19 protein-coding genes are annotated in these 18925 nt (G+C 53.9%); 5 read left to right on the forward strand and 14 right to left on the reverse strand.

From position 1 onward, the window contains the following. Positions 1-60 precede the first annotated feature (60 nt). Positions 61-1056 (reverse strand): porphobilinogen synthase, encoded by a 996-nt coding sequence (gene hemB, locus ACFOSD_RS03710; RefSeq protein WP_380693414.1) that lies wholly within the window; start codon positions 1054-1056, stop codon positions 61-63. Positions 1057-1213: 157 nt separating this feature from the next. On the opposite strand from hemB, the gene ACFOSD_RS03715 reads away from it, so the two are divergent. Further along, positions 1214-1612, forward strand: coding sequence for a hypothetical protein (locus ACFOSD_RS03715; RefSeq protein WP_380693412.1), 399 nt, complete (start codon positions 1214-1216; stop codon positions 1610-1612). On the opposite strand, the gene ACFOSD_RS03720 is transcribed toward ACFOSD_RS03715, so the two are convergent. Next, complete coding sequence (locus ACFOSD_RS03720) at positions 1590-3491, reverse strand: ABC-F family ATP-binding cassette domain-containing protein (protein ID WP_380693409.1); 1902 nt, start codon at positions 3489-3491, stop codon at positions 1590-1592. The genes ACFOSD_RS03715 and ACFOSD_RS03720 overlap by 23 nt on opposite strands. Here ACFOSD_RS03720 and ACFOSD_RS03725 point away from each other — a divergent pair, their 5' ends adjacent. Next, positions 3492-4001 (forward strand): TIGR02444 family protein, encoded by a 510-nt coding sequence (locus ACFOSD_RS03725; RefSeq protein WP_380693407.1) that lies wholly within the window; start codon positions 3492-3494, stop codon positions 3999-4001. Here the strand turns inward: ACFOSD_RS03725 and ACFOSD_RS03730 are convergent. The 4 genes from ACFOSD_RS03730 to ACFOSD_RS03745 form a co-directional block, all read right to left on the reverse strand. Next, a complete protein-coding gene (locus ACFOSD_RS03730; protein WP_380693405.1) occupies positions 3911-4738 on the reverse strand; it encodes a ParA family protein in 828 nt (275 codons plus the stop codon). The genes ACFOSD_RS03725 and ACFOSD_RS03730 overlap by 91 nt on opposite strands. A 93-nt stretch (positions 4739-4831) precedes the next feature. Continuing rightward, a complete protein-coding gene (locus ACFOSD_RS03735) occupies positions 4832-5821 on the reverse strand; it encodes a WD40 repeat domain-containing protein (protein ID WP_380693403.1) in 990 nt (329 codons plus the stop codon). A 5-nt stretch (positions 5822-5826) separates the two neighbouring features. Further along, positions 5827-6318, reverse strand: coding sequence for a sigma D regulator (gene rsd / locus ACFOSD_RS03740; protein WP_380693401.1), 492 nt, complete (start codon positions 6316-6318; stop codon positions 5827-5829). A 73-nt stretch (positions 6319-6391) separates the two neighbouring features. After that, positions 6392-6919, reverse strand: coding sequence for a disulfide bond formation protein B (locus ACFOSD_RS03745; RefSeq protein ID WP_380693398.1), 528 nt, complete (start codon positions 6917-6919; stop codon positions 6392-6394). 103 nt (positions 6920-7022) lie between these two features. Here ACFOSD_RS03745 and ACFOSD_RS03750 point away from each other — a divergent pair, with 103 nt between their 5' ends. Continuing rightward, positions 7023-7469, forward strand: a complete 447-nt coding sequence (locus tag ACFOSD_RS03750) for a flagellar basal body-associated FliL family protein (protein WP_380693395.1) — start codon at positions 7023-7025, stop codon at positions 7467-7469. 57 nt (positions 7470-7526) lie between these two features. Here the strand turns inward: ACFOSD_RS03750 and rmf are convergent, their stop codons facing one another. From rmf to ACFOSD_RS03780, 6 genes are all read right to left on the reverse strand, one after another. Beyond that, the gene (rmf, locus tag ACFOSD_RS03755) at positions 7527-7727 is read right to left on the reverse strand and encodes a ribosome modulation factor (protein WP_380693393.1); all 201 of its coding nucleotides are present in this window, start codon (positions 7725-7727) and stop codon (positions 7527-7529) included. 102 nt (positions 7728-7829) lie between these two features. Then, positions 7830-9380: a glutamate--cysteine ligase gene (gshA, locus tag ACFOSD_RS03760; RefSeq protein ID WP_380693390.1), complete on the reverse strand. Its 1551-nt coding sequence runs from the start codon at positions 9378-9380 to the stop codon at positions 7830-7832. 50 nt (positions 9381-9430) lie between these two features. After that, positions 9431-11776 carry a Tex family protein gene (locus tag ACFOSD_RS03765; RefSeq protein ID WP_380693388.1) on the reverse strand — a complete coding sequence of 782 codons (2346 nt, stop codon included), beginning with the start codon at positions 11774-11776 and terminating at the stop codon, positions 9431-9433. 11 nt (positions 11777-11787) lie between these two features. Next, entirely contained in the window at positions 11788-12654 is an 867-nt protein-coding gene (gene hslO / locus ACFOSD_RS03770) for an Hsp33 family molecular chaperone HslO (RefSeq protein WP_380693385.1), read from the reverse strand. Positions 12655-12664: 10 nt separating this feature from the next. Beyond that, positions 12665-13060 (reverse strand): ribosome-associated heat shock protein Hsp15, encoded by a 396-nt coding sequence (gene hslR, locus ACFOSD_RS03775; protein ID WP_380693383.1) that lies wholly within the window; start codon positions 13058-13060, stop codon positions 12665-12667. A gap of 78 nt (positions 13061-13138) precedes the next feature. Then, a complete protein-coding gene (locus ACFOSD_RS03780) occupies positions 13139-14131 on the reverse strand; it encodes a Gfo/Idh/MocA family protein (protein WP_380693381.1) in 993 nt (330 codons plus the stop codon). Positions 14132-14254: 123 nt separating this feature from the next. On the opposite strand from ACFOSD_RS03780, the gene ACFOSD_RS03785 reads away from it, so the two are divergent. Then, the gene (locus tag ACFOSD_RS03785) at positions 14255-14695 is read left to right on the forward strand and encodes a hypothetical protein (protein WP_380693379.1); all 441 of its coding nucleotides are present in this window, start codon (positions 14255-14257) and stop codon (positions 14693-14695) included. Here ACFOSD_RS03785 and ACFOSD_RS03790 read toward each other — a convergent pair. Continuing rightward, entirely contained in the window at positions 14624-15844 is a 1221-nt protein-coding gene (locus tag ACFOSD_RS03790) for a PQQ-dependent sugar dehydrogenase (protein ID WP_380693377.1), read from the reverse strand. The genes ACFOSD_RS03785 and ACFOSD_RS03790 overlap by 72 nt on opposite strands. 128 nt (positions 15845-15972) lie before the next feature. Between ACFOSD_RS03790 and ACFOSD_RS03795 the strand changes: the two genes are divergently transcribed. Continuing rightward, entirely contained in the window at positions 15973-16695 is a 723-nt protein-coding gene (locus tag ACFOSD_RS03795) for a hypothetical protein (RefSeq protein ID WP_380693375.1), read from the forward strand. Here the strand turns inward: ACFOSD_RS03795 and rep are convergent. After that, complete coding sequence (gene rep / locus ACFOSD_RS03800) at positions 16692-18716, reverse strand: DNA helicase Rep (protein ID WP_380693373.1); 2025 nt, start codon at positions 18714-18716, stop codon at positions 16692-16694. The genes ACFOSD_RS03795 and rep overlap by 4 nt on opposite strands. Positions 18717-18925: the final 209 nt, after the last annotated feature.

The following is an 18925-nucleotide window of genomic DNA, read 5'->3' on the forward strand; positions in this document are numbered from 1 at the left end:
CGATAAGACTTTTGCCGGTCGATTTCAAAACATTCGTCGCCTTTGAGGCGCTAAATTCAACTATTGAGCCAATAGTTTTTGTGCTGCCCACTTGGCGTAATAAGTCAGAATGCCATCGGCACCGGCACGCTTGAAACCCACCAACGCTTCCATGATGGCCTCTTCGGTAAGCCAACCATTGGCAATAGCGGCTTGTAACATGGCGTACTCGCCGCTGACTTGGTACACCATGGTCGGCATGTGAAATTGATCTTTTACCCGCCGCACGATATCGAGATAGGGCATGCCGGGTTTGATCATGACCATATCGGCGCCTTCGGCAATGTCCAATGCGACTTCATGCAACGCTTCGTTGCTGTTGGCCGGATCCATTTGATAGGTGTATTTGTTTCCACCGGCCAAATTTCCGGCCGAACCGACGGCATCACGGAACGGCCCGTAAAAGGCGGAAGCGTATTTTGCGGAATACGCCATGATGCGGGTGTTTACATAATCTTCGTCTTCCAACGCTTCTCGTAAAGCACCAACTCGGCCATCCATCATATCCGAGGGCGCAACAATGTCCGCACCAGCGGCGGCGTGCGACATAGCCTGTTTTACCAACACCTCCAGTGTGACATCGTTATCTACATACCCTGTCGCGTCGAGAATGCCGTCTTGCCCGTGCGCGGTGAACGGATCGAGTGCCACGTCGGTCATGACGCCTAACTCGGGGACGGCCGCTTTGATGGCGCGCACCGCTCGTTGGGCTAAACCGTCCGGATTGTAGGCTTCTTCCGCTAACAGCGATTTCTGTGCTGGTGAGACCACCGGAAATAAGGCCAGCACGGGTATACCCAGTTGATGAATCACTTTGGCTTCCTCAACCAAGAGATCAATGGACAAACGCTCAACACCCGGCATGGAGGCGACCGCTTCACGTTGGCCTTGGCCTTCAATAACAAACATCGGGTAGATCAGATCCGCTGCAGACAAACTGTTTTCGCGCATCAACGAACGGCTGAAGGCATCTTTGCGCATGCGACGTGGACGACTGGCCGGATATTGCTGAAACATTATATTAGCCTATGAAAATTAAAGAGTTTGACGATACCGCAGGTGGCCCCATGGACTCAACCAAAAGTGCGCTGCTCGCAAAAGACTGCAGAATTGCCCTGCCTGGCCGATACTGTATGTGGCAATCCATAAACCGAGGCAGCCCATACTCATTAACATGACAGCCCCACACTCCTATCGTCGTCCGCGCAGCGCGTGGATTAACATGGTCTTGTTTACTCTTGTTCTGGGAGCGGTGACTGGCTGCGTCAATCAACCGCAATACAGCAGCCTTGAACAGTACTATGCCTATGATGACCTGTACGATTTCGGTTATTTGGCCTGCATCAACCAAACCTATCGTCAAGAAGGCCGAGCGGCCATTGCGGAACGCTTGGATCGGGAAATTTGGCGTTTTATCGAAGCGGGTCACTACCCGGCTAAAGCCTATGGCTCGGTAATGATCGCTTCGCGCAACTATGCCAGTCAAATTCCCAGCGGCGATGCCGATATCGCCTGTCTACGCTGGAAAAATGGCCGCACCCTGTTTGAGGTTATTCGCTTAAGTCTGCGTTAGCCGCGGCTTCCAAAGCTTCTTCTGCTTCCAGCCAGGCGTGTTCTGCAGCCTCGACTTGACGTGTCAAATCGCCTTGCTGTTTTAACAATTGCTGTAGGCGATTCTGTTGTTCGCCGTTGTACAGGTCGGCGTCAGCCAGTAAATGGTTGACGTCCTTGAGTTGGCTTTGCAGCCGTTCGACCTCCGCCATACTTTTCTCAACCGCACGTTTAAGCGGCGCCAAACGCTTCCGATGTTCAGCTTCTTGTCGTTTGATAACCTTTCGATCAACACTGGAAGACAACGCTACGCCCGCCGCTACGGTTTTCTCAACCGGTGCTTGCAGCTCTTGCAGATACGCGTTGAGATCACCGGCATAAGGTGCCACCGTGCCATCGCGCACCAACCAAAATTCATCGACCGTGGCTTCGAGTAAAAAACGATCGTGCGACACCACAATGACGACGCCTTCATAGGCCTGAAGGGCATTGACCAACGCTGCCCGCATGGCCAGATCCAAGTGGTTGGTAGGCTCATCCAGCAACAACACATTGGGCGAGCGCCACGCGATTAGTGCTAAAGCCAGACGTGCCTTCTCACCACCCGACAGAGGGCCTACTTGTGCATCAGCCATGCTGCCGCGAAAATTGAAGCCACCAAGAAAATCACGAATTTCTTGTTCACGCGTGTCCGGAGACACCCGCATCACGTGCTGTAAGGGCGTGGCCGCATGATCCAACGCATCCACTTGGTGCTGGGCAAAATACCCCGGATAATAATGCGCTCCGGGCACACTCTCACCTTGTATGATGGGTAAACTGCGTGCCAAATGCTTGATCAACGTGGACTTACCGGCCCCATTCTTCCCCAGCAAACCAATCCGCATACCGGGATAGAGATTCATGTTCAGTCGGGACAGTACCGGCGTGCCGTTATACCCTAGGGCTGCATCCGTCAGTGCTAGCAACGGGCTGGAGACTTTGTTACCCGCATGAAATTGAAATCGAAACGGACTGTCGACCTGCGCCGGGGCCAAGTCCGCCATGCGTTCCAGGGCTTTCAGGCGACTTTGTGCTTGCTTGGCTTTAGAGGCCTTGGCCTTAAACCGGGCAACGAAGCGCTCCATTTCTGCTCGGCGTTCTTGTTGCTTTTCAAAAGCCGCTTGTTGCTGCGCCTGCCGCTCGGCTTTTTGCCGTTCATAGGCGCTGTAGTTACCGCGATAGCTGAACAGTTGCTGGTTTTCTACGCTGATGATGTGATCCACCACAGCGTCCATGAAATCGCGATCGTGAGAGATCAACAATAGCGTGCCGTCATACTGCCGCAACCACTCTTGCAGCCAGTGTACGGTCTCCAGATCCAAGTGGTTGGTTGGCTCATCCAACAACAAGAGATCACTGCGCTGAATGAGCGTTTGCGCTAAATTCAAGCGGACCCGCCAGCCACCCGAAAAAGCAGCCACTGGCGACGATAGCTGGTCGACGGAAAAGCCTAAGCCCAGCAGAATGCGTTCCGCCTCATGCTGCACCTGATAGCCTTGCATATCGTCCATTCGACCATGCAATTCCGCCAAGCGCGCTGTGTCACCAGCATTTTCCGCCGTTTGAATTTCTGCTTGTAGCGCCCGCCAAGCGTGCAGGCCATCCAACACATGATCCACTGCCGAACGTTGCAGGCCGGGCGTTTCTTGTTGCATATGGGCAATGTGCCAGCGCGCGGGTAGGTCTAACGTACCTTGATCCGCCGCCAAACCGCCAAGCAACATTTGGAACAAGGATGATTTTCCGGCACCATTGGGGCCGATTAGGGCAACCTTTTCGCCAGGGGCGATGCGCGCGGAAGCCTGCTCAAGCAGCACCTTGCCGCCACGCAGTAACTGAATATCGGTGAGTTGTATCATTTGTCATCTGAAATCGTTTGTCGAAATGCCCCGCTCGAACATCCGCTCTGGACGTTCTCGCTGGCGCTGTACAACCAACCGGGCGTTGCCGCACACGTGCTGGAGCGGCAGGAAGCATACCACATTTGGGTAAACGACTGGCTATTTGCGGTATGGTTGGCGCAACAGCAGCGAATCATTCACGATGATTTTGCGTTGCACATGGAGACATGGCAGGCATGGCGGGAAGCCGCGGTTATGCCATGGCGAAGCCTCCGCATGGCACTGCGTGAGCCTGGCCTGGAAGGCTTGCATCAACGCACGCTGGAAACAGAATTACGACTGGAACAGGCAGATCAGGCGTATTTATACGCTCGGCAGGGAAAGCTCAGTGAACTCGCTCCGCCGTCGGATCTGACCGTCTTGATTGTGACCAGCCTTCAACGCCTGTCAGTAGAGTTGGACCAAGCGGTGGTAGAATCCAGCGCTGAATTGTTGTCGGCGGCCACTTCACGGCTTTTTTCTTCCTGATCCTGCCGCCGTCTATCCAGCACTTTTACGATGGCCGTATCAATCCAATCCAATAAAAACTGCCACTCTTGGGTGTCAGTATCGTGCCGGTTTTGCATGTCGGTCAGTCCGAGCCCATGTTCTGAGGCACGCACATAGAACTGGGTATCACGCAGGCTGGTCACAAACGGGATTTTCAAACTGCGCAGGAACAATTCCAATTTGGAATATACAAGGGTATTGCGACGCACCCGGTTCGCCACCGCACCGACCAAGATGGGGCGTGCCCGAAAGGCGGGCGACAGCAACACTTCTTTGATAAAACTGGTGGTAGCACGAATATCAATCGGTGAGGGTGTAACCGGGATGATCATAATATCCGTATCCCGGATCATATCGCTTAACGCATTGCCCTTTAGCCCGGCGGGCGTATCAATGATCACGCGATCTGTTTCTTCCGGCAACTTACGCATCACATAGGTACGCGTTGAGTTCGCCAACTGACTGTAGGCCGCAACACCGTGAATACCCCCCAAACCACGATGTCGGGCTTGCAACCACTGCATGGATGATCCTTGCGGATCAAAATCAATCAACGCCGTAGACTTGCCGCTGGCGGCAAAATGAGCGGCTAAATTCGTCGCCAAGGTGGTTTTACCGCAACCGCCTTTTGAATTGGCCAGCACGATACGCACCGGCGCTTCATGTCGACTGACGCGGGTCTCGCTGATCGTGTTTTGAAGGACATCCATACTCATGGTCAATGCTACTTTGGGTAATTCTTATGGTTACGGTTTACTGACTCACAACATACTCACAGGATAGAAGCAATTTATGAGCCACAATTGCCATCACTGCAACAAAGAGATGCGTCCATCGGCACCCAACACCAGCGCACCGCCCGCCACACGGCGGATATCCATAATTTCTCCACTGGAACGGGTGTACAGTCCCTCACCCTTCAAACGCCACTGGCGCTGTTTTGAACTGTCGGTCAATTGCCACAAAATCACCTTTCGCACCCGATCACCTGTCAATAACATGGCGTCGTTGTCGACAAAGCGGGCGACGGTCATGGAATCCCGATTCATGGGCAAGCGCCGCACAATTTGCCCACTGGTGGTGTTCCACACCAACCCTTCACTGCGCTGACCGACCGAAAAAGCATACACCCCAGAGGCTGACAGTGCGACCGTGCGCACCTGATTATCATGAGTGATGCGATGCAGCGGCATGCCACTGGGTAAGTCCCAAAGAATGGCCGTATTGTCATCACTGCCGGTAACGGCTCGCCGACCGTCTGCCGCTAACGCCAGGCTGTAGATAGGCCCCTGGTGCCCGCGCAGGCGAACAATGATTTGCCCGGTCACCAAACTGAACAGCGCCGCAGAGCCATCTTCGAGGCCCAGCAAGACGTTTAAGCCTTCATCATCGAGCGCAGCACTGCGGATGTTGTCGGGTGCTTCGTAAAAAAAGATGGCTTGGCCCGTTGTACTGGACCACACGACAAAGGTACGCCCTTGGGCGGTGAGTACGCGCTGACCGTTGCTGGAATACGCGACGGTGGTGAAGATGGAAAACTGGCCGGCATCAATATCACTGTCCAGATTCCAATTAAACAAACGGGCGTGGTCGGGTACATTCCACAGACTGCCGCCATGCAATACCGAGCCAATGGTGGCGGTTTGCGCGTCGGGCGACAACGCCCCGGCGTAAATACCACCCTCGGCCAGTTCGAGTATGCGCTCCGGTCCACGATCACAACCCAACAAGGCCACGCCGCACAAAGCTACCCAAAGCAACCGCTGAATGCGTTTCAGCACACCAAAAGCCTGCTTCACGTTCTTTATTCCGCAGCCGTCGTCAGCGCCTTTTCGCGGTGGACTTCATGCAGGCTTTGAATCAATTGGTCTTCCAACTCAAAGCGCTCTTCCAATGTTTCGGCTAACGCCGACAAATCAGCATTTAATTGCGTTTGGCGCGCGCTGACTTGCTCGGCGCCTTGGTAGGCATCATTGAAATCCAGAATGGCTTCTGTCGTGGCTTGAATTTTCGGGAATATAGCTTCGGCTAAGGCCTCGCTACCGTCATTGAATTCACGCGCTTCACGCATCAACTGTTCGTAGATTTCGAAATGGCCTGCCGATACATAATCCACCAAGATTTCACAGAAGGTCTCCACGCGATGGGCCAGCGGAATCTCTTTGCTGTTTGATTCCTGCGGCTGCGTGAGGGCAAACATGCGCACGATAAGGTCGCGGCGTTCATTGAGCCAACGGTCAATCAGGTCATGGACGCCACCCCAGAGTTCTTTCGCGTTAGTGCACTTCTCAAGCATAACGATTCTTCCTAGACGAACGATACTGCTTAGAAAACCACCAGCACAATAAAATTGCAACTGAAAAGCGGTCTTAACCCTGGATACGACGACGAACGAGCGCCATGAGATCACCTTTCCACGCTTGCAACCCCAATACGACCATGAAAAACACGAACCATACCAGCGCCCAACCGGGAATTGTCAGGCCCAAAAACGACCAATGCAGATCGGCGCAATCACCGCTGCCTTGAAACACTGTGCTGATTACGTCTTGCATGGGGAAATTACGCATCATGTAGGACAAATCCGGTCCGCACGATGGCATGTACTCGGCCGGGTTACCTTGCAACCATGTATGCCGGGCAGCAATACCCGCTCCTATGGTGGCCACGATGAACCCGAGAGCCGATAACACGCGCAGTGCTTTCCCGTTTGGCTTTACCAATGCCGCCAGCAGACTGAACAGGATAATCCCCATAAACGCGATACGCTGAAATACACAAAGCGGACAAGGCAGCATGCCAAGGTGATTTTGAAAGTAGAGGATGCCTGTTAAGATGAGGGAGAAGGCACTGAGCGCCAGCAAAAAATTGAGCCAGCGCGAGGTCAAGAGAAACATAGTATCGATCCTTAGAGAAGAGTAGGCTATTTTTAACAAGTGCGTTCGATGTGTACAGCGTACAATGGTGTAAAGTTCGGGAATAGATGAGGTGTAGTGAGTCATGAAGATCATGTGGCAATGGGGCGTATTGGTACTGAGCCTGGGGCTAAGCGGCCTCTTATTGGCTCAGGAAGTGGCACCGGCCGACCCGTCGCTCCCTCCCATGGAACCTGGCGCGTTCTCACCCGCCACCGCCCAATATTATGAACTGCAGCCTGAATTTGTATTGAACTATGGCCAAGATGGCCGTATTCGTTTTTTACGCTTGGTGGTTACCTTAGTGGTGGCGGACCAGGCTGGGGTAGATGCGGCAACCATTCACTCGGCGGGTTTGCGCCACCAAGTGGTCATGCATGTTTCGGCTTCGACCCGTGCCGACTTGACTGACATTGGCCTGCGCGACGCGCTGCGCGAACGCATAAAGATTGCTATGCAAGAGTATTTAATGCAAGAAACGGGATTCAATTACATTGAAGATGTGCTGTTCAGCAACTTGATACTGCAATAGCGGGAGGACAGAGGCCGACAAGCCCCCATCATCTTCGTTAATTCCTGTTGGGTCCTTTCAACTGGCGCGCTGCCGCGCTATGGGTCGGCTTCGCGCTTGCACCGCCTCGAAACCATCGTGCCAACCCGCTTCCCAAGCCGCCGACAAGATATCGGCCTCAGGATGGGGACATTGATCCAAGCCTTTGCCCGTCAAACCGACAAAGTACCCGCGTTGATAGGCCGCATTCAAATTGTCGGCCTGTCCATCGTGTTGCATAAGCTGCTCCTTAGAACATCCTTTTAGATAGCGTTACTATAGAACAACTACCTATGCCTAGGGGTAGGAAATTGACGACATCTGTTGTACGCAGCCATCCTTTTATTGCGCGACATACGCCTGCAAGAATGCGTCAAAACAACCCTGATTGCTGGCCTCCAGCGTACTCTGGTCCGCCAGCGACTGCTTGGCGATCGCTGCCAGTTCCGCATGACGCTCGGCGTGCAGAGGCTCAGCCAGTAATGTACTCCGATGCTCAGCCGCCAATTGCGTGATTAAGGTACGATAATCACCGCGTTGTTCGTTCAGCAACTGCATCATTTGCCCGGACGGCGTTTGCTCAGGGGCATGCAATAGGTGCTTGTATTTCTCGATGGCACGACGCACGGCGTCCGCATTATCCGGCTGCACCGCATCCAACAAGGTGGTCATTTCCGCTAAAATCTGCGTGCCCCATTCGCGCAAGGGTCGCACGGCCGTTTGATCCACCAGCAATAGTTCCGGATCACGCCCGTACAGTACGGTCAGCCGTTTATTGAAATCGACCCGTTCACACTCAATGTTGGAAATTTCCGGGGCTTGCGCCGTTAAACACCAAAATAAAAACCAGTTCATAAAGTGCAGTTGATCGACATCGACCCCCAACGGCAAGAAGGGGTTCAAGTCCAAACAACGCACCTCAATGTATTCTACGCCACGCCGTTCCAGCGCTTGCAGCGGTTTTTCACCGGACGCGGTGGTGCGTTTGGGGCGAATGTCCGAATAGTATTCGTTTTCAATTTGCAGAATGCTGTCGTTGAGTTGCAGATACTGGCCATCCTGCTTCAACCCCATGGCTTCATAGGCGGGATAAGGCGTGTGCAAGGCTTGGCGCAGCGTATCAATGTACGTCGGCAAGCTGTTGAAACACACTTTAAGGCTTTGTTGCGCCGAATTGGTATAACCCATATCACTCATGCGTAACGTGGTCGCGAAGGGTGAGGACAGGGTATGGTCGCCTTGCTCCCGCAAGCGCGCGGTATTCTCACGCAAAAAGCTGCGATCCAACGCCGGTGAGGCACCGAACAAATACAACAGCAACCACGAGTGCCGGCGAAAATGACGGATCAGGCCGAAATACCGACGTGAACGAAAATTGGTTAGGGTATCCGTATCGCCCAGATGCGCCTGCCACGCAGGCCAGAAAGCATCTGGCATAGAATAATTGAAATGCAGCCCCGCGATGGTTTGCATGATGCGTCCGTAGCGATGCCACAAACCATGGCGGTAGATATGTTTCAAAAGACCGATGTGCGAATTACCGTATTCAGCTATGCGCACGCTGAGTTCACCATCCAACACCGACGGCATACTGCCCGGCCAGATGTATTCATCAGGGTTCTCTTGCAGGGCAAATTGATGCAATTCACGCAAGCAGGCTAAGGTTTCTTCGGGCGACGTTAAGGCGGGCGAAATGAACTCCAACAGCGCTTCCGAATAGTCGGTGGTGATCAGCGGGTGCGTTAACGCGGAACCCAACGCCACAGGATGGTTCCGCTGGCTGATACGCCCCGAGGCATCGACCCGGAGACCTTCCTTTTCAACGCCATGACGGAATTGGAAAACCTCAGCGGGTTGTGTTTTTAGCCAGTCTAACAATGCCGTATTGGACATAGTGGAAATCCTGTGTGTACTCAATATGATTGCCCGCTCGCGCGCTGCTTTTACTTTCGCTTGCCCTGCAAGGCTTGCTGCAACGCAGCGGCCATAGCGCTTTGCCCCGCACCTGCGGTTTCACGACTCGGGGCTGGTCGTTTGGTGTCTGACCGGCCGGCATCTTGGCGTCCGCGTGCCGAGCGATTGCCCGCAGTCGTACGCTCATCTTGGCCGGGTTCATCATCCAACCGCATACTTAACGCAATGCGCTGACGTTGTACATCCACATCCATGACTTTGACCTGCACCACATCTCCGGCTTTTACAAAGTCAGAGGGGTCTTTTATGAACTGGTGACTCAGCGCGGAGATATGCACCAAGCCGTCCTGATGCACCCCCACATCCACAAAGGCGCCAAAATTCGTTACGTTGGTCACCACGCCTTCCAGCACCATGCCGGGACGCAAATCACTGACCTTCTCAACACCTTCTCTAAAGGTAGCGGTTTTGAACTCTGGCCGCGGATCACGGCCCGGCTTTTCCAATTCAGCGATAATGTCTTTGACGGTCGGCAAGCCGAATTGTTCATTAGCAAACGCCTTCGCATCGAGCGTACGCAGAAAGGCACTGTCGCCGATCAAGCTCGATACGGAACGTTGCGTTGCCTGCACAATACGCTCCACGACCGCATAGGATTCCGGGTGCACCGCTGAGGCATCCAGCGGGTTTTTGCCCTGCACTACCTTTAAGAAACCGGCACACTGCTCAAAGGCTTTCGGGCCCAAACGCGGCACATTCTTCAATTGAGTACGCGCATCAAACCGACCGTGTTCATCGCGGAAGGCCACAATATTGCTGGCGATGGTGGCGTTCAATCCCGAAACACGGCTCAACAAGGGCGCTGAGGCCGTATTGAGGTCAACCCCCACGGTGTTTACACAGTCCTCTACGACCGCCTCAAGCGAGCGCGCCAAGGCAACTTGTGACACATCGTGCTGATACTGTCCGACCCCAATGGCTTTGGGGTCAACTTTGACCAGCTCGGCCAGTGGATCCTGCAAGCGCCGGGCAATTGAGATTGCACCGCGGATGGTAACATCGAGGTCTGGAAATTCACGCGCAGCCAGATCCGACGCCGAATACACCGACGCGCCAGCCTCAGACACCATAAGTGTGTTCAATTTCAGTGCGGGGTATTCACGCGCAATCTCAGTGGCCAGTTTATCGGTTTCACGTGACGCGGTGCCGTTGCCAATGGCGATCAATTCCACCTGATATTTTTCGCAGATTGCGACGACCAAGCGCTTGGCTTCCTCCCACCGGTTTTGCGGTTGATGCGGGTAAATAACCCCATGATCGAGAACCTTGCCGGTTTTGTCGACCACGGCAAGCTTCACTCCGGTACGGTAGGCCGGGTCCATTCCCAAGGTTACACGCGGCCCGGCCGGCGCGGCCAGCAACAAGTCTTTCAGGTTACGACCAAAGACGCGAATGGCATCTTCTTCGGCTTTTTCCCGCAAAGTGCCAAACAAATCGGTTTCCAAATGCGGCAGCAGCTTCACACGCCAGGTCCAGCGCACCACTTCTTTCAACCAAGGACTGGCCGCACGGCCACTGACGGGGACATTCAAATGATGGGCAATCATACCTTCAGGATAGTCAGCTGCGTACTGGTCCGGATCCAACACCAGATTCAACTGTAAGACACCTTCGTTGCGCCCGCGAAATACCGCCAGCGCGCGGTGCGACGGCATGCTTTTCCAGGCTTCACGATGATCAAAGTAATCGGCAAATTTTGCCCCTTCGTTTTCTTTGCCCGGCACCACGGTGGCGTGCACCTGCCCTTGTTGCTGCAAGAACTGGCGCAACTCACCCACCAAGGCGGGCTGTTCGGCAAAACGTTCCAACAATATGTATTTCGCACCATCCAATGCGGCTTTATTGTCTGGAATGCCCATATCCACGTTCAGATAATCGCCCGCCACCGCTTCCGGGTTTTGGTCAGGGTTGCTCAGTAGTGAATCCGCTAAAGGCTCTAGCCCTGCCTCTATCGCCATTTGCCCTTTAGTACGGCGCTTCGGCTTGTAAGGCAAATACAAATCTTCTAATTCATTTTTGGTCGCGGCATCGTTGAACTGCGCGGCCAATTCCGCCGTTAACTTGCCTTGCTCGGCGACAGACTTCAGGATGGTCGCGCGGCGCTCTTCCAATTCAGTTAAATACCGCAACCGATCTTCCAGATTGCGCAACTGGGTGTCATCCAAGCCGCCTGTTACTTCCTTCCGATACCGGGCAATGAAGGGCACGGTCGAGCCCTCCTTCAATAACCCCATGGTGGCGACGACCTGCGGTTGCGCGACGCTCAGTTCGCGGGCAATTTGATGACTGATACGGGCAAGGGTTGGCGAATCCATAGTGGGTATCCTTAATTCAACGCTGATTTTTGGTCAGCAAACAACTGTTCAACATCAGCACGCGTAAAACGATAGTGGGCTCGGCAGAACTGACAATCTACCTGAATTACGCCCTGCTGCTCTATCAATTCCAATGCGCTGTCATAACCCAATGATGCTACCGCATTGGCACTGCGCTCCTGCGAGCAGGTACAGGCAAAATGTAATTCACCGGCCGGATAGGTTTGCACGCGTTCTTCATTGAACAGGCGATACAATAAATCGGTATTGGAGACCTGCAATAACTCCTCGTCGGTAACGGTATTGGCCAGCATCGTTACGCGGTCCCAGCCGTCGGCATCGCGTATCAACGAGCTTTCTGACGCGCTACCGGGTAAGGCCTGTAAGAGCATACCAGCCGCTCGATGACCATCGGCAGCGAGCCAAATGCGCGTGCGAATTTGTTCCGATTGCTGAAAATAGGCTTCCAACGCATCGGCCAAGCCATGGTCACGTAGTTCGACAATGCCCTGATATCGTTTGCCGTCTTTCGGGTCGATGGTGATCGCCAAAGTGCCTTCACCCAGGATGGCGCCGCTGTCGATGAAGTCATCGTTATATTGCGCAATCGCCCTTAATTGCGACTGATTCTGGCACTCCGCCATCACCAGACGGGCCTGCCCGTTTCCGCGCGCTTGCAGGCTCAAAATGCCATCAAACTTCAACGTGTTGCTTAGCAAGGTGACGGCCGCCATGAATTCACCCAGCAGGCGCTGTAAGGGGGCAGGATAGGTATGCTGGGTTAGGACATCTTGATAGGTTTTTACCAAGCCGACCAACTCACCGCGAATGGCCAAGTCGTCAAACATGAAGCGTTGACGCGTATCGGGATTGCTCATAAGGATCTCGTTAACTGTCTGAATGCTGATCTTTGAACCGCATGATGTCGCGGCGCTGCTTTTTGTTCGGGCGCTGTTCCGGTGCAGCAGTGGCGGCTTGGGCTTGGCGGCGCAACTCCGCACTGGCGGTTCGGCGGGCGATGCTGTCTGCAGTTTCTTCATAAAGCGTTTGGGCGACGCTGGCAGGCCCACGTTGCTCACTGAGCCCACGCACCACCACCGTTTTTTCATCCCAACCCTGGCGCAACCGTAAGGTCGCGCCCAACTCTACCGTGCGGCTGGGTTTTGCACGCGCGCCATCGTAATGAACCTTGCCGCCTTCGACAGCGGTTTTGGCCAAACTACGGGTTTTAAAAAAACGGGCAGCCCACAACCATTTATCGAGCCGCACCTGGGTATCACTCATACTGTCCTCTGCGCACGCTTGACGTGCAGGCGGTAACCGTAAGGCGTATTGTATGGGCGAATAAACAGATTCCAAGCATCAAGCGTGCTCTTTACCCCAAAGCGCCTGCACGTTCGCCACCCATAATTGCATTTGTCGGGTGTCAGACCAGCGCCAACGCGGACTTTCTACCAGCCCTTGCTGTAAACAGTCGGTGACATGCTGCATTTCATAGCACCAACCTCCAGCAGCATCCAGACGCTCATAGATGACCTCCTCCGGGCCGGAACTACCGCCCAACACGACCCGTGCCGCGTTATAGATGTCACTGATGCGCAACCAGCCGCGCGTGCCATGCAAAACGACCTCTTTGGGCATTTCACGATCCAATGCGAAATGCATGCGGGCAACGCGCCCGTCCGTATAGGCCAAATCCACAGTGTCGCGCAGATCAACACCGGTGCTGGCGAGCACACGTTGAACCGACCATGTTTCCGGTTCGCCCAGCCAGCGCCACGCATGGTACAGGCCGTAAATACCGATATCCCACAGCGCCCCACCGGCCAAATCGGGATTCAAAAGACGACCTTTCGGGTCATCCGGCGCAGTAAACCCAAAGCTCACCTCAAGCGAACGCAAGGTACCAATTTTCCCCTCGGCTACGGCCTGTTGTGCCGCCGCCATACCCGGTACAAAATCGGTCCACAGGGCTTCCATCAGAAAGGTGTTGTTTTGCTGGGCCAAGGCTACCAGTTCATCCCACTCTGCCACCGTTATGGTCGCAGGCTTTTCCACCAGTACGGCCACTCCGGCGCGTAAAGCTGTGCATGCAGCGGCCTTGTGGTGGCTGTGTGGCACGGCGATGTATAGGGCATCGATACGACCACTCTGGACCATTGCTGACACATCCGTAAAGGTGTGAGGCGTACCGTATTTCTGCGCAAACCGCTGCGCGCCCTCTGTCGTGCGTGAACACACGGCATCGACACGCATGTTTTGGGTATACGGCAAATCCGCCATAAAGGCATCTACGATGCCAGAGGAACCGAGTACGCCCCAGCGAACCGGGGCAGTGGTATTTTTGAGGGCCATGGCTGTTTCTCGTATTTTTTATCGAATTGATTGGGCGTACGGCAAAACCAGAAGTGCTGTTGCTTCGTAAAGACTTGCACAGAAACCCTTATTCACCCTTTCGTTCAATGCGGACACACTTTTATGCGGCTCATCCGCCTCACCGTTGTTATTCATTTGCTGTCTCATCTGGCGTTATGGGGCTCAGCCGTTTTGCTGTTGCTTGACCCTTGGGCCGGCCAGGCGCTGATCAGCCGTTTTTATCACATCTTCGCCACCGCCGTGGTCATTCAACTTGGGGCGTATCATTGGGCAATGGCACAGTGGCAAGATGAACTCTGCGACGACCGGCACTGGCCAGCGTCGATCTATACCGCTATTTCTACGCTCGTCTTGGGCATCCTGGCGCTCTTGTGGCCTATGTGGTCTGTCTTTCCCTTGCTGCTCGCCCTAGGCCTTTTGGTGTGGCAAGAAAGTTGGGGGCAAATTTCTCAGTACATGCAACCTTGGTATTTACGGCTGCGCTGGCTGCAAATGATCAGCCTCATGCTCACCAAGCTGTTGGTCGTGGTCAGCAGTTTGTGAAGCATGCACGAGTTGATAGATTTTTCCGCTCAAGAAATCGGCCAGTAACACGGCACCATCAGGGCGCTCAATAAAGGCCGACGGATTGAGATCGGCACGCAAAAACGTTTGCACCTCCCCGGTTGCGGACATTGCCTGTAAAGCACCTTCATTGAAATCAGCGAACAAAAAGCGCTGCTCCAGCTCGGGCATGGACTCGCCGCGATACCAGACACCGCCCGTCATGCGTCGCATCCCATTTCCTTGAAAGGCATATAGGGGCGCCTGAAACTCACCTGGCGCGCACTCAGCATGACTGAATAAGCGCCGCTCACCATCCATGCAGCGCCAACCCAAATTGCTACCTATTGAGAGGCGATTGATTTCATTGGTCCCTTCCGGCCCTGCATCCACTACCCAAAGCTGCGCACTGGCGTCCAAGGCGAAATGCGTTGGATTGCGCACCCCAAGCGCCCATATTTCAGGCAAATAACCTGGCGTATTCATAAATGGATTATCAGCCGGAATACTGTAGGGAATGCCTAAGCGTCGCTGATTAATGTCAATGCGCAGCACCTTGCCGAGCCAACTTCGACCATTTTGCGCGACATTTAAACCGTTGTTGAGCGACCCACCATCACCCAAGCCAATGTAAAGGTAACCGTCGGCGCCAAACATCAAGCCGCCCCCTTTGTGATCCACATTAGGCTGCGGAACCGTCAAAAGCACTTCAGGCTGGGTCAATGTTGGCATCTGCCCTGGCGCGTGCTGCCAGCGCCATTGTTGCAGTTCAGTACTCAGGGCATTTCCGGCGGGGTTAACTAAAACGAAGACCCTTGGGTCGACAGGAAAATCGGGGTGTAGCTGGATCGCCAGCAAGCCCATTTCAGAGGCGGTGTTTACGGCGAAGCGATGGATGATTTCTGAGCGACCACTCACATCGTGCAGCCAATACATTTCGCCGGTCTTTAATCCGCCCAACCACTGGTGCGGCCGATGTGGCAAGTAGACCGCTGAGGTCAACTGCGGAAGCTGTGACCAAATCGGCTGCAACTGATAAGCAGACGCCCAACCGAGATTGGACAAAAGCAAGGCGATCCACGCGCCACCCAGTGCCTTTCGCAGACTACGGCTCAGATAACGAAAGGACGATGTAAAGTTAGGGTTCATAGGCGTCAGTTTATACATTCTGTTACAGAATTGCGCAAAAAATAGACTATACTCGTAAGCCAAAGCATCTGACCCTGAATGTGTGGATTAAGCGCAATCCTAGTCAGTATCTTAGTCAGGAGTGCCACATGACCGTTGAAGCAACCAATTTAGCCAGCGCCGTAAATTTACCATCGTTAACCGGCGCGGTGCGTCGGGACGATAACCCAGCCTTGGCGCGCGAGCAAGCTACGCCGCGCACGGACGCCGTCGCGGCCAATGCCGATGTGCAGGTCGCGGCATTTGCCCCACAACAGGGTGAGCGCCAGCAACTGCTGGATCGTGTGGCGGCCACCCAGATCGCGCGTGAAGCGCTGAATCAGGTAGAAAGCAGCTTGGTTGAACAACGAGATTTGGTGCGTATTGACCGCGAAACCGGCTCGGACACCACCGCGGTTCAGCGAAATTTGCAAGATGAACGCGCCCAATTGTCCCAGCGCGAAGGCACGATCTTCAGCGCCCCGGAACGTGATTTACTGGTTGACCAGAGCCTACGCTCCGAGTTTATTAGCACCTTAGAGCGCACGACAGATCAAGCCAACCTGGCGACCGAGGAAGATCTGGATGCGGGACTGGCGGCGATCGGCAGCGTGCAGGACGATTTAGCAACGCAGGAAGAACGTCTCGAAGCCACGTTTAATGCCCAACAAGACGCGCGCTTAAGCCCCAACAGCGAACCTTTGCGCACGCCGGATCAGGCAGAAGCCTTGGTCGCGCGGATTGTTGAAGCGGAAACCGAGCCTTTGGTCCGATCATCCAATGCGGTTGACGACCAACAACGTCAACAAGTCCTGAATTTGCTGACGGTTTAGTCGTCTAACATCGCAAACAGAGAATCCAGCGTGCGTCGTCCTTGCGCTTGATTCTGTTCTTTACTCGGCGCCTGCAACCCCTCCCATTCCAAGTCATCTTGCGGCATTTCGTCCAAAAACCGACTCGGCATGACATCCACCACTTCACCAAACTGTCGGCGCCGCGCTGCGTAGGTCAGTACGAGCTGTTCGCGCGCCCGCGTGATGCCTACATACATCAATCGTCGTTCCTCTTCGATGTCGTCCGACTCGATGCTGTTGCGGTGGGGCAATAACTCTTCTTCCAGCCCCATCATAAACACACAAGGAAACTCCAAACCTTTTGAGGCATGCAGCGTCATTAATTGCACGGCATTGGTTTGTTCGTCCTCTTCCTGCCGGTCTAACATATCCCGCAGCACCAAGCGGGCGATGGCGTCTTCTACGGCGACTTCCGGCTCATCTGATTCATCGTCCTGACGCTCGAGTATCGATTGCAGACCATCCATCAAATGCCAAACGTTCGCCATCCGCTTTTCCGCAACACCACTGGAGGTACTGTCTTGCCGCAGCCAACTTTCATAATCCATGTCATAAATCAGCTCCTTGATGACGGCGATCGGTTGCTCAGCACTCATTAATTGCTGTCGTTTGTGGTCGAGCCATTCCGAGAACGAATGCAAGCGCTGCAACGCCTTACCTTGCAAATGCTGTTGCAAGCCAGCCTCGCCCGAACCTTGAAACAAGCTGAGATTGTGCGCGCCGCAATACAGCCCCAGCTTTTCCAGAGTAGCCGCCCCGATTTCGCGGCGTGGCGTATTGATGACACGCAAGAAAGCCGCATCGTCATCCGGGTTAATCAACAACCGTAGATAGGCCATCATGTCTTTGACTTCAGCGCGGGCAAAGAACGACGTACCACCACTGATCTGATAGGGAATCCGGCTTTGCTGCAACTTGATTTCCAACAGGCGCGCTTGGTGGTTACCGCGATAAAGCACGGCGAAATCCTTGTATTCTTTTTTGCCCTGCAATTTGGTGCTTAAAATGTCGTTAGCGATGCGCTCCACTTCGGCTTCTTCATTCGCTGTCCGGATAACCCGAATCATCTTCCCTTCACCCATATCGCTCCACAGGGTCTTGGTGAATACATGCGGATTGTTATCGATGACCTGGTTGGCGGCTTTCAGAATGCGTCGGGTAGAACGATAATTTTGCTCCAGCTTCACCACCTTTAGGCCGGGGAAGTCGTCTTGCAGTTTGGCTAGGTTTTCCGGTCGCGCACCGCGCCAGGAATAAATGGACTGATCATCGTCACCTACCACGGTAAAGCGGTTACTGCCCGCGACCAGCAGCTTTACCAAGATGTATTGACTGATGTTGGTGTCTTGATATTCATCCACCAGCAAATAACGTACTTTTTTCTGCCAACGTGCCAACACCTCCGGGTGCTGTTGGAACAATTCCGTCGGCAACCGGATAAGATCATCGAAATCCACCGCATTATAGGCGCGCAATAAGCGGGCATATTGAGCATAGACCTGTGCGGCAATCACGGCATCGTCGTCTTTGGCAAAACTCAACGCGCGTTCGGCACTGACCATATCATTTTTCCAATTCGAGATGACGTGCTGGATATGTCCGGCTTGGTCTAACTCATCGGGGAAGTCACGGCTCAGAATATCTTTGATTAACGCAAAGGCATCGGCCTGATCAAACAAGGTAAAGTTGGCTTTCAATCCTGCCACCGCTGCTTCGCGGCGTAAGATGTTCAAACCTAAATTATGAAACGTCGACACCGTTAAGCCCCGTGCCGCGGGCCCGTTGATCAACTGACCGACCCGCGCCTTCATCTCACGCGCGGCTTTATTGGTGAAAGTAACGGCCACAATGTGCCGTGCCGCGTAATTGCAGTGCTCGATCAAATAGGCGATTTTTTGCGTGATCACGCTGGTTTTACCACTGCCCGCCCCGGCCAATACCAGTAACGGACCATCGATGTAGCGCACGGACTCCGCTTGGCGATCGTTCAATTGCGTCAAAACGCGACTACCTCATACAACTTTTATCTAATCGGATGCCAATTCTACCTAACCGGTTACGTATTGCAGTGGATTTTTCGATCAACTTATGAGATGTTCGCTGACGTTGGCATGGACAGCTGCTCAAAAAATGTGTGCCACTGAACACACAATGACCGGCCTTGTGCTGTTGATTGCCATTTATCTGCTTGGCAGATTTAAGATATTTA

Source organism: Salinispirillum marinum, assembly GCF_042650105.1.
GTDB classification, from domain to species: Bacteria; Pseudomonadota; Gammaproteobacteria; order Pseudomonadales; family Natronospirillaceae; genus Salinispirillum; species Salinispirillum marinum.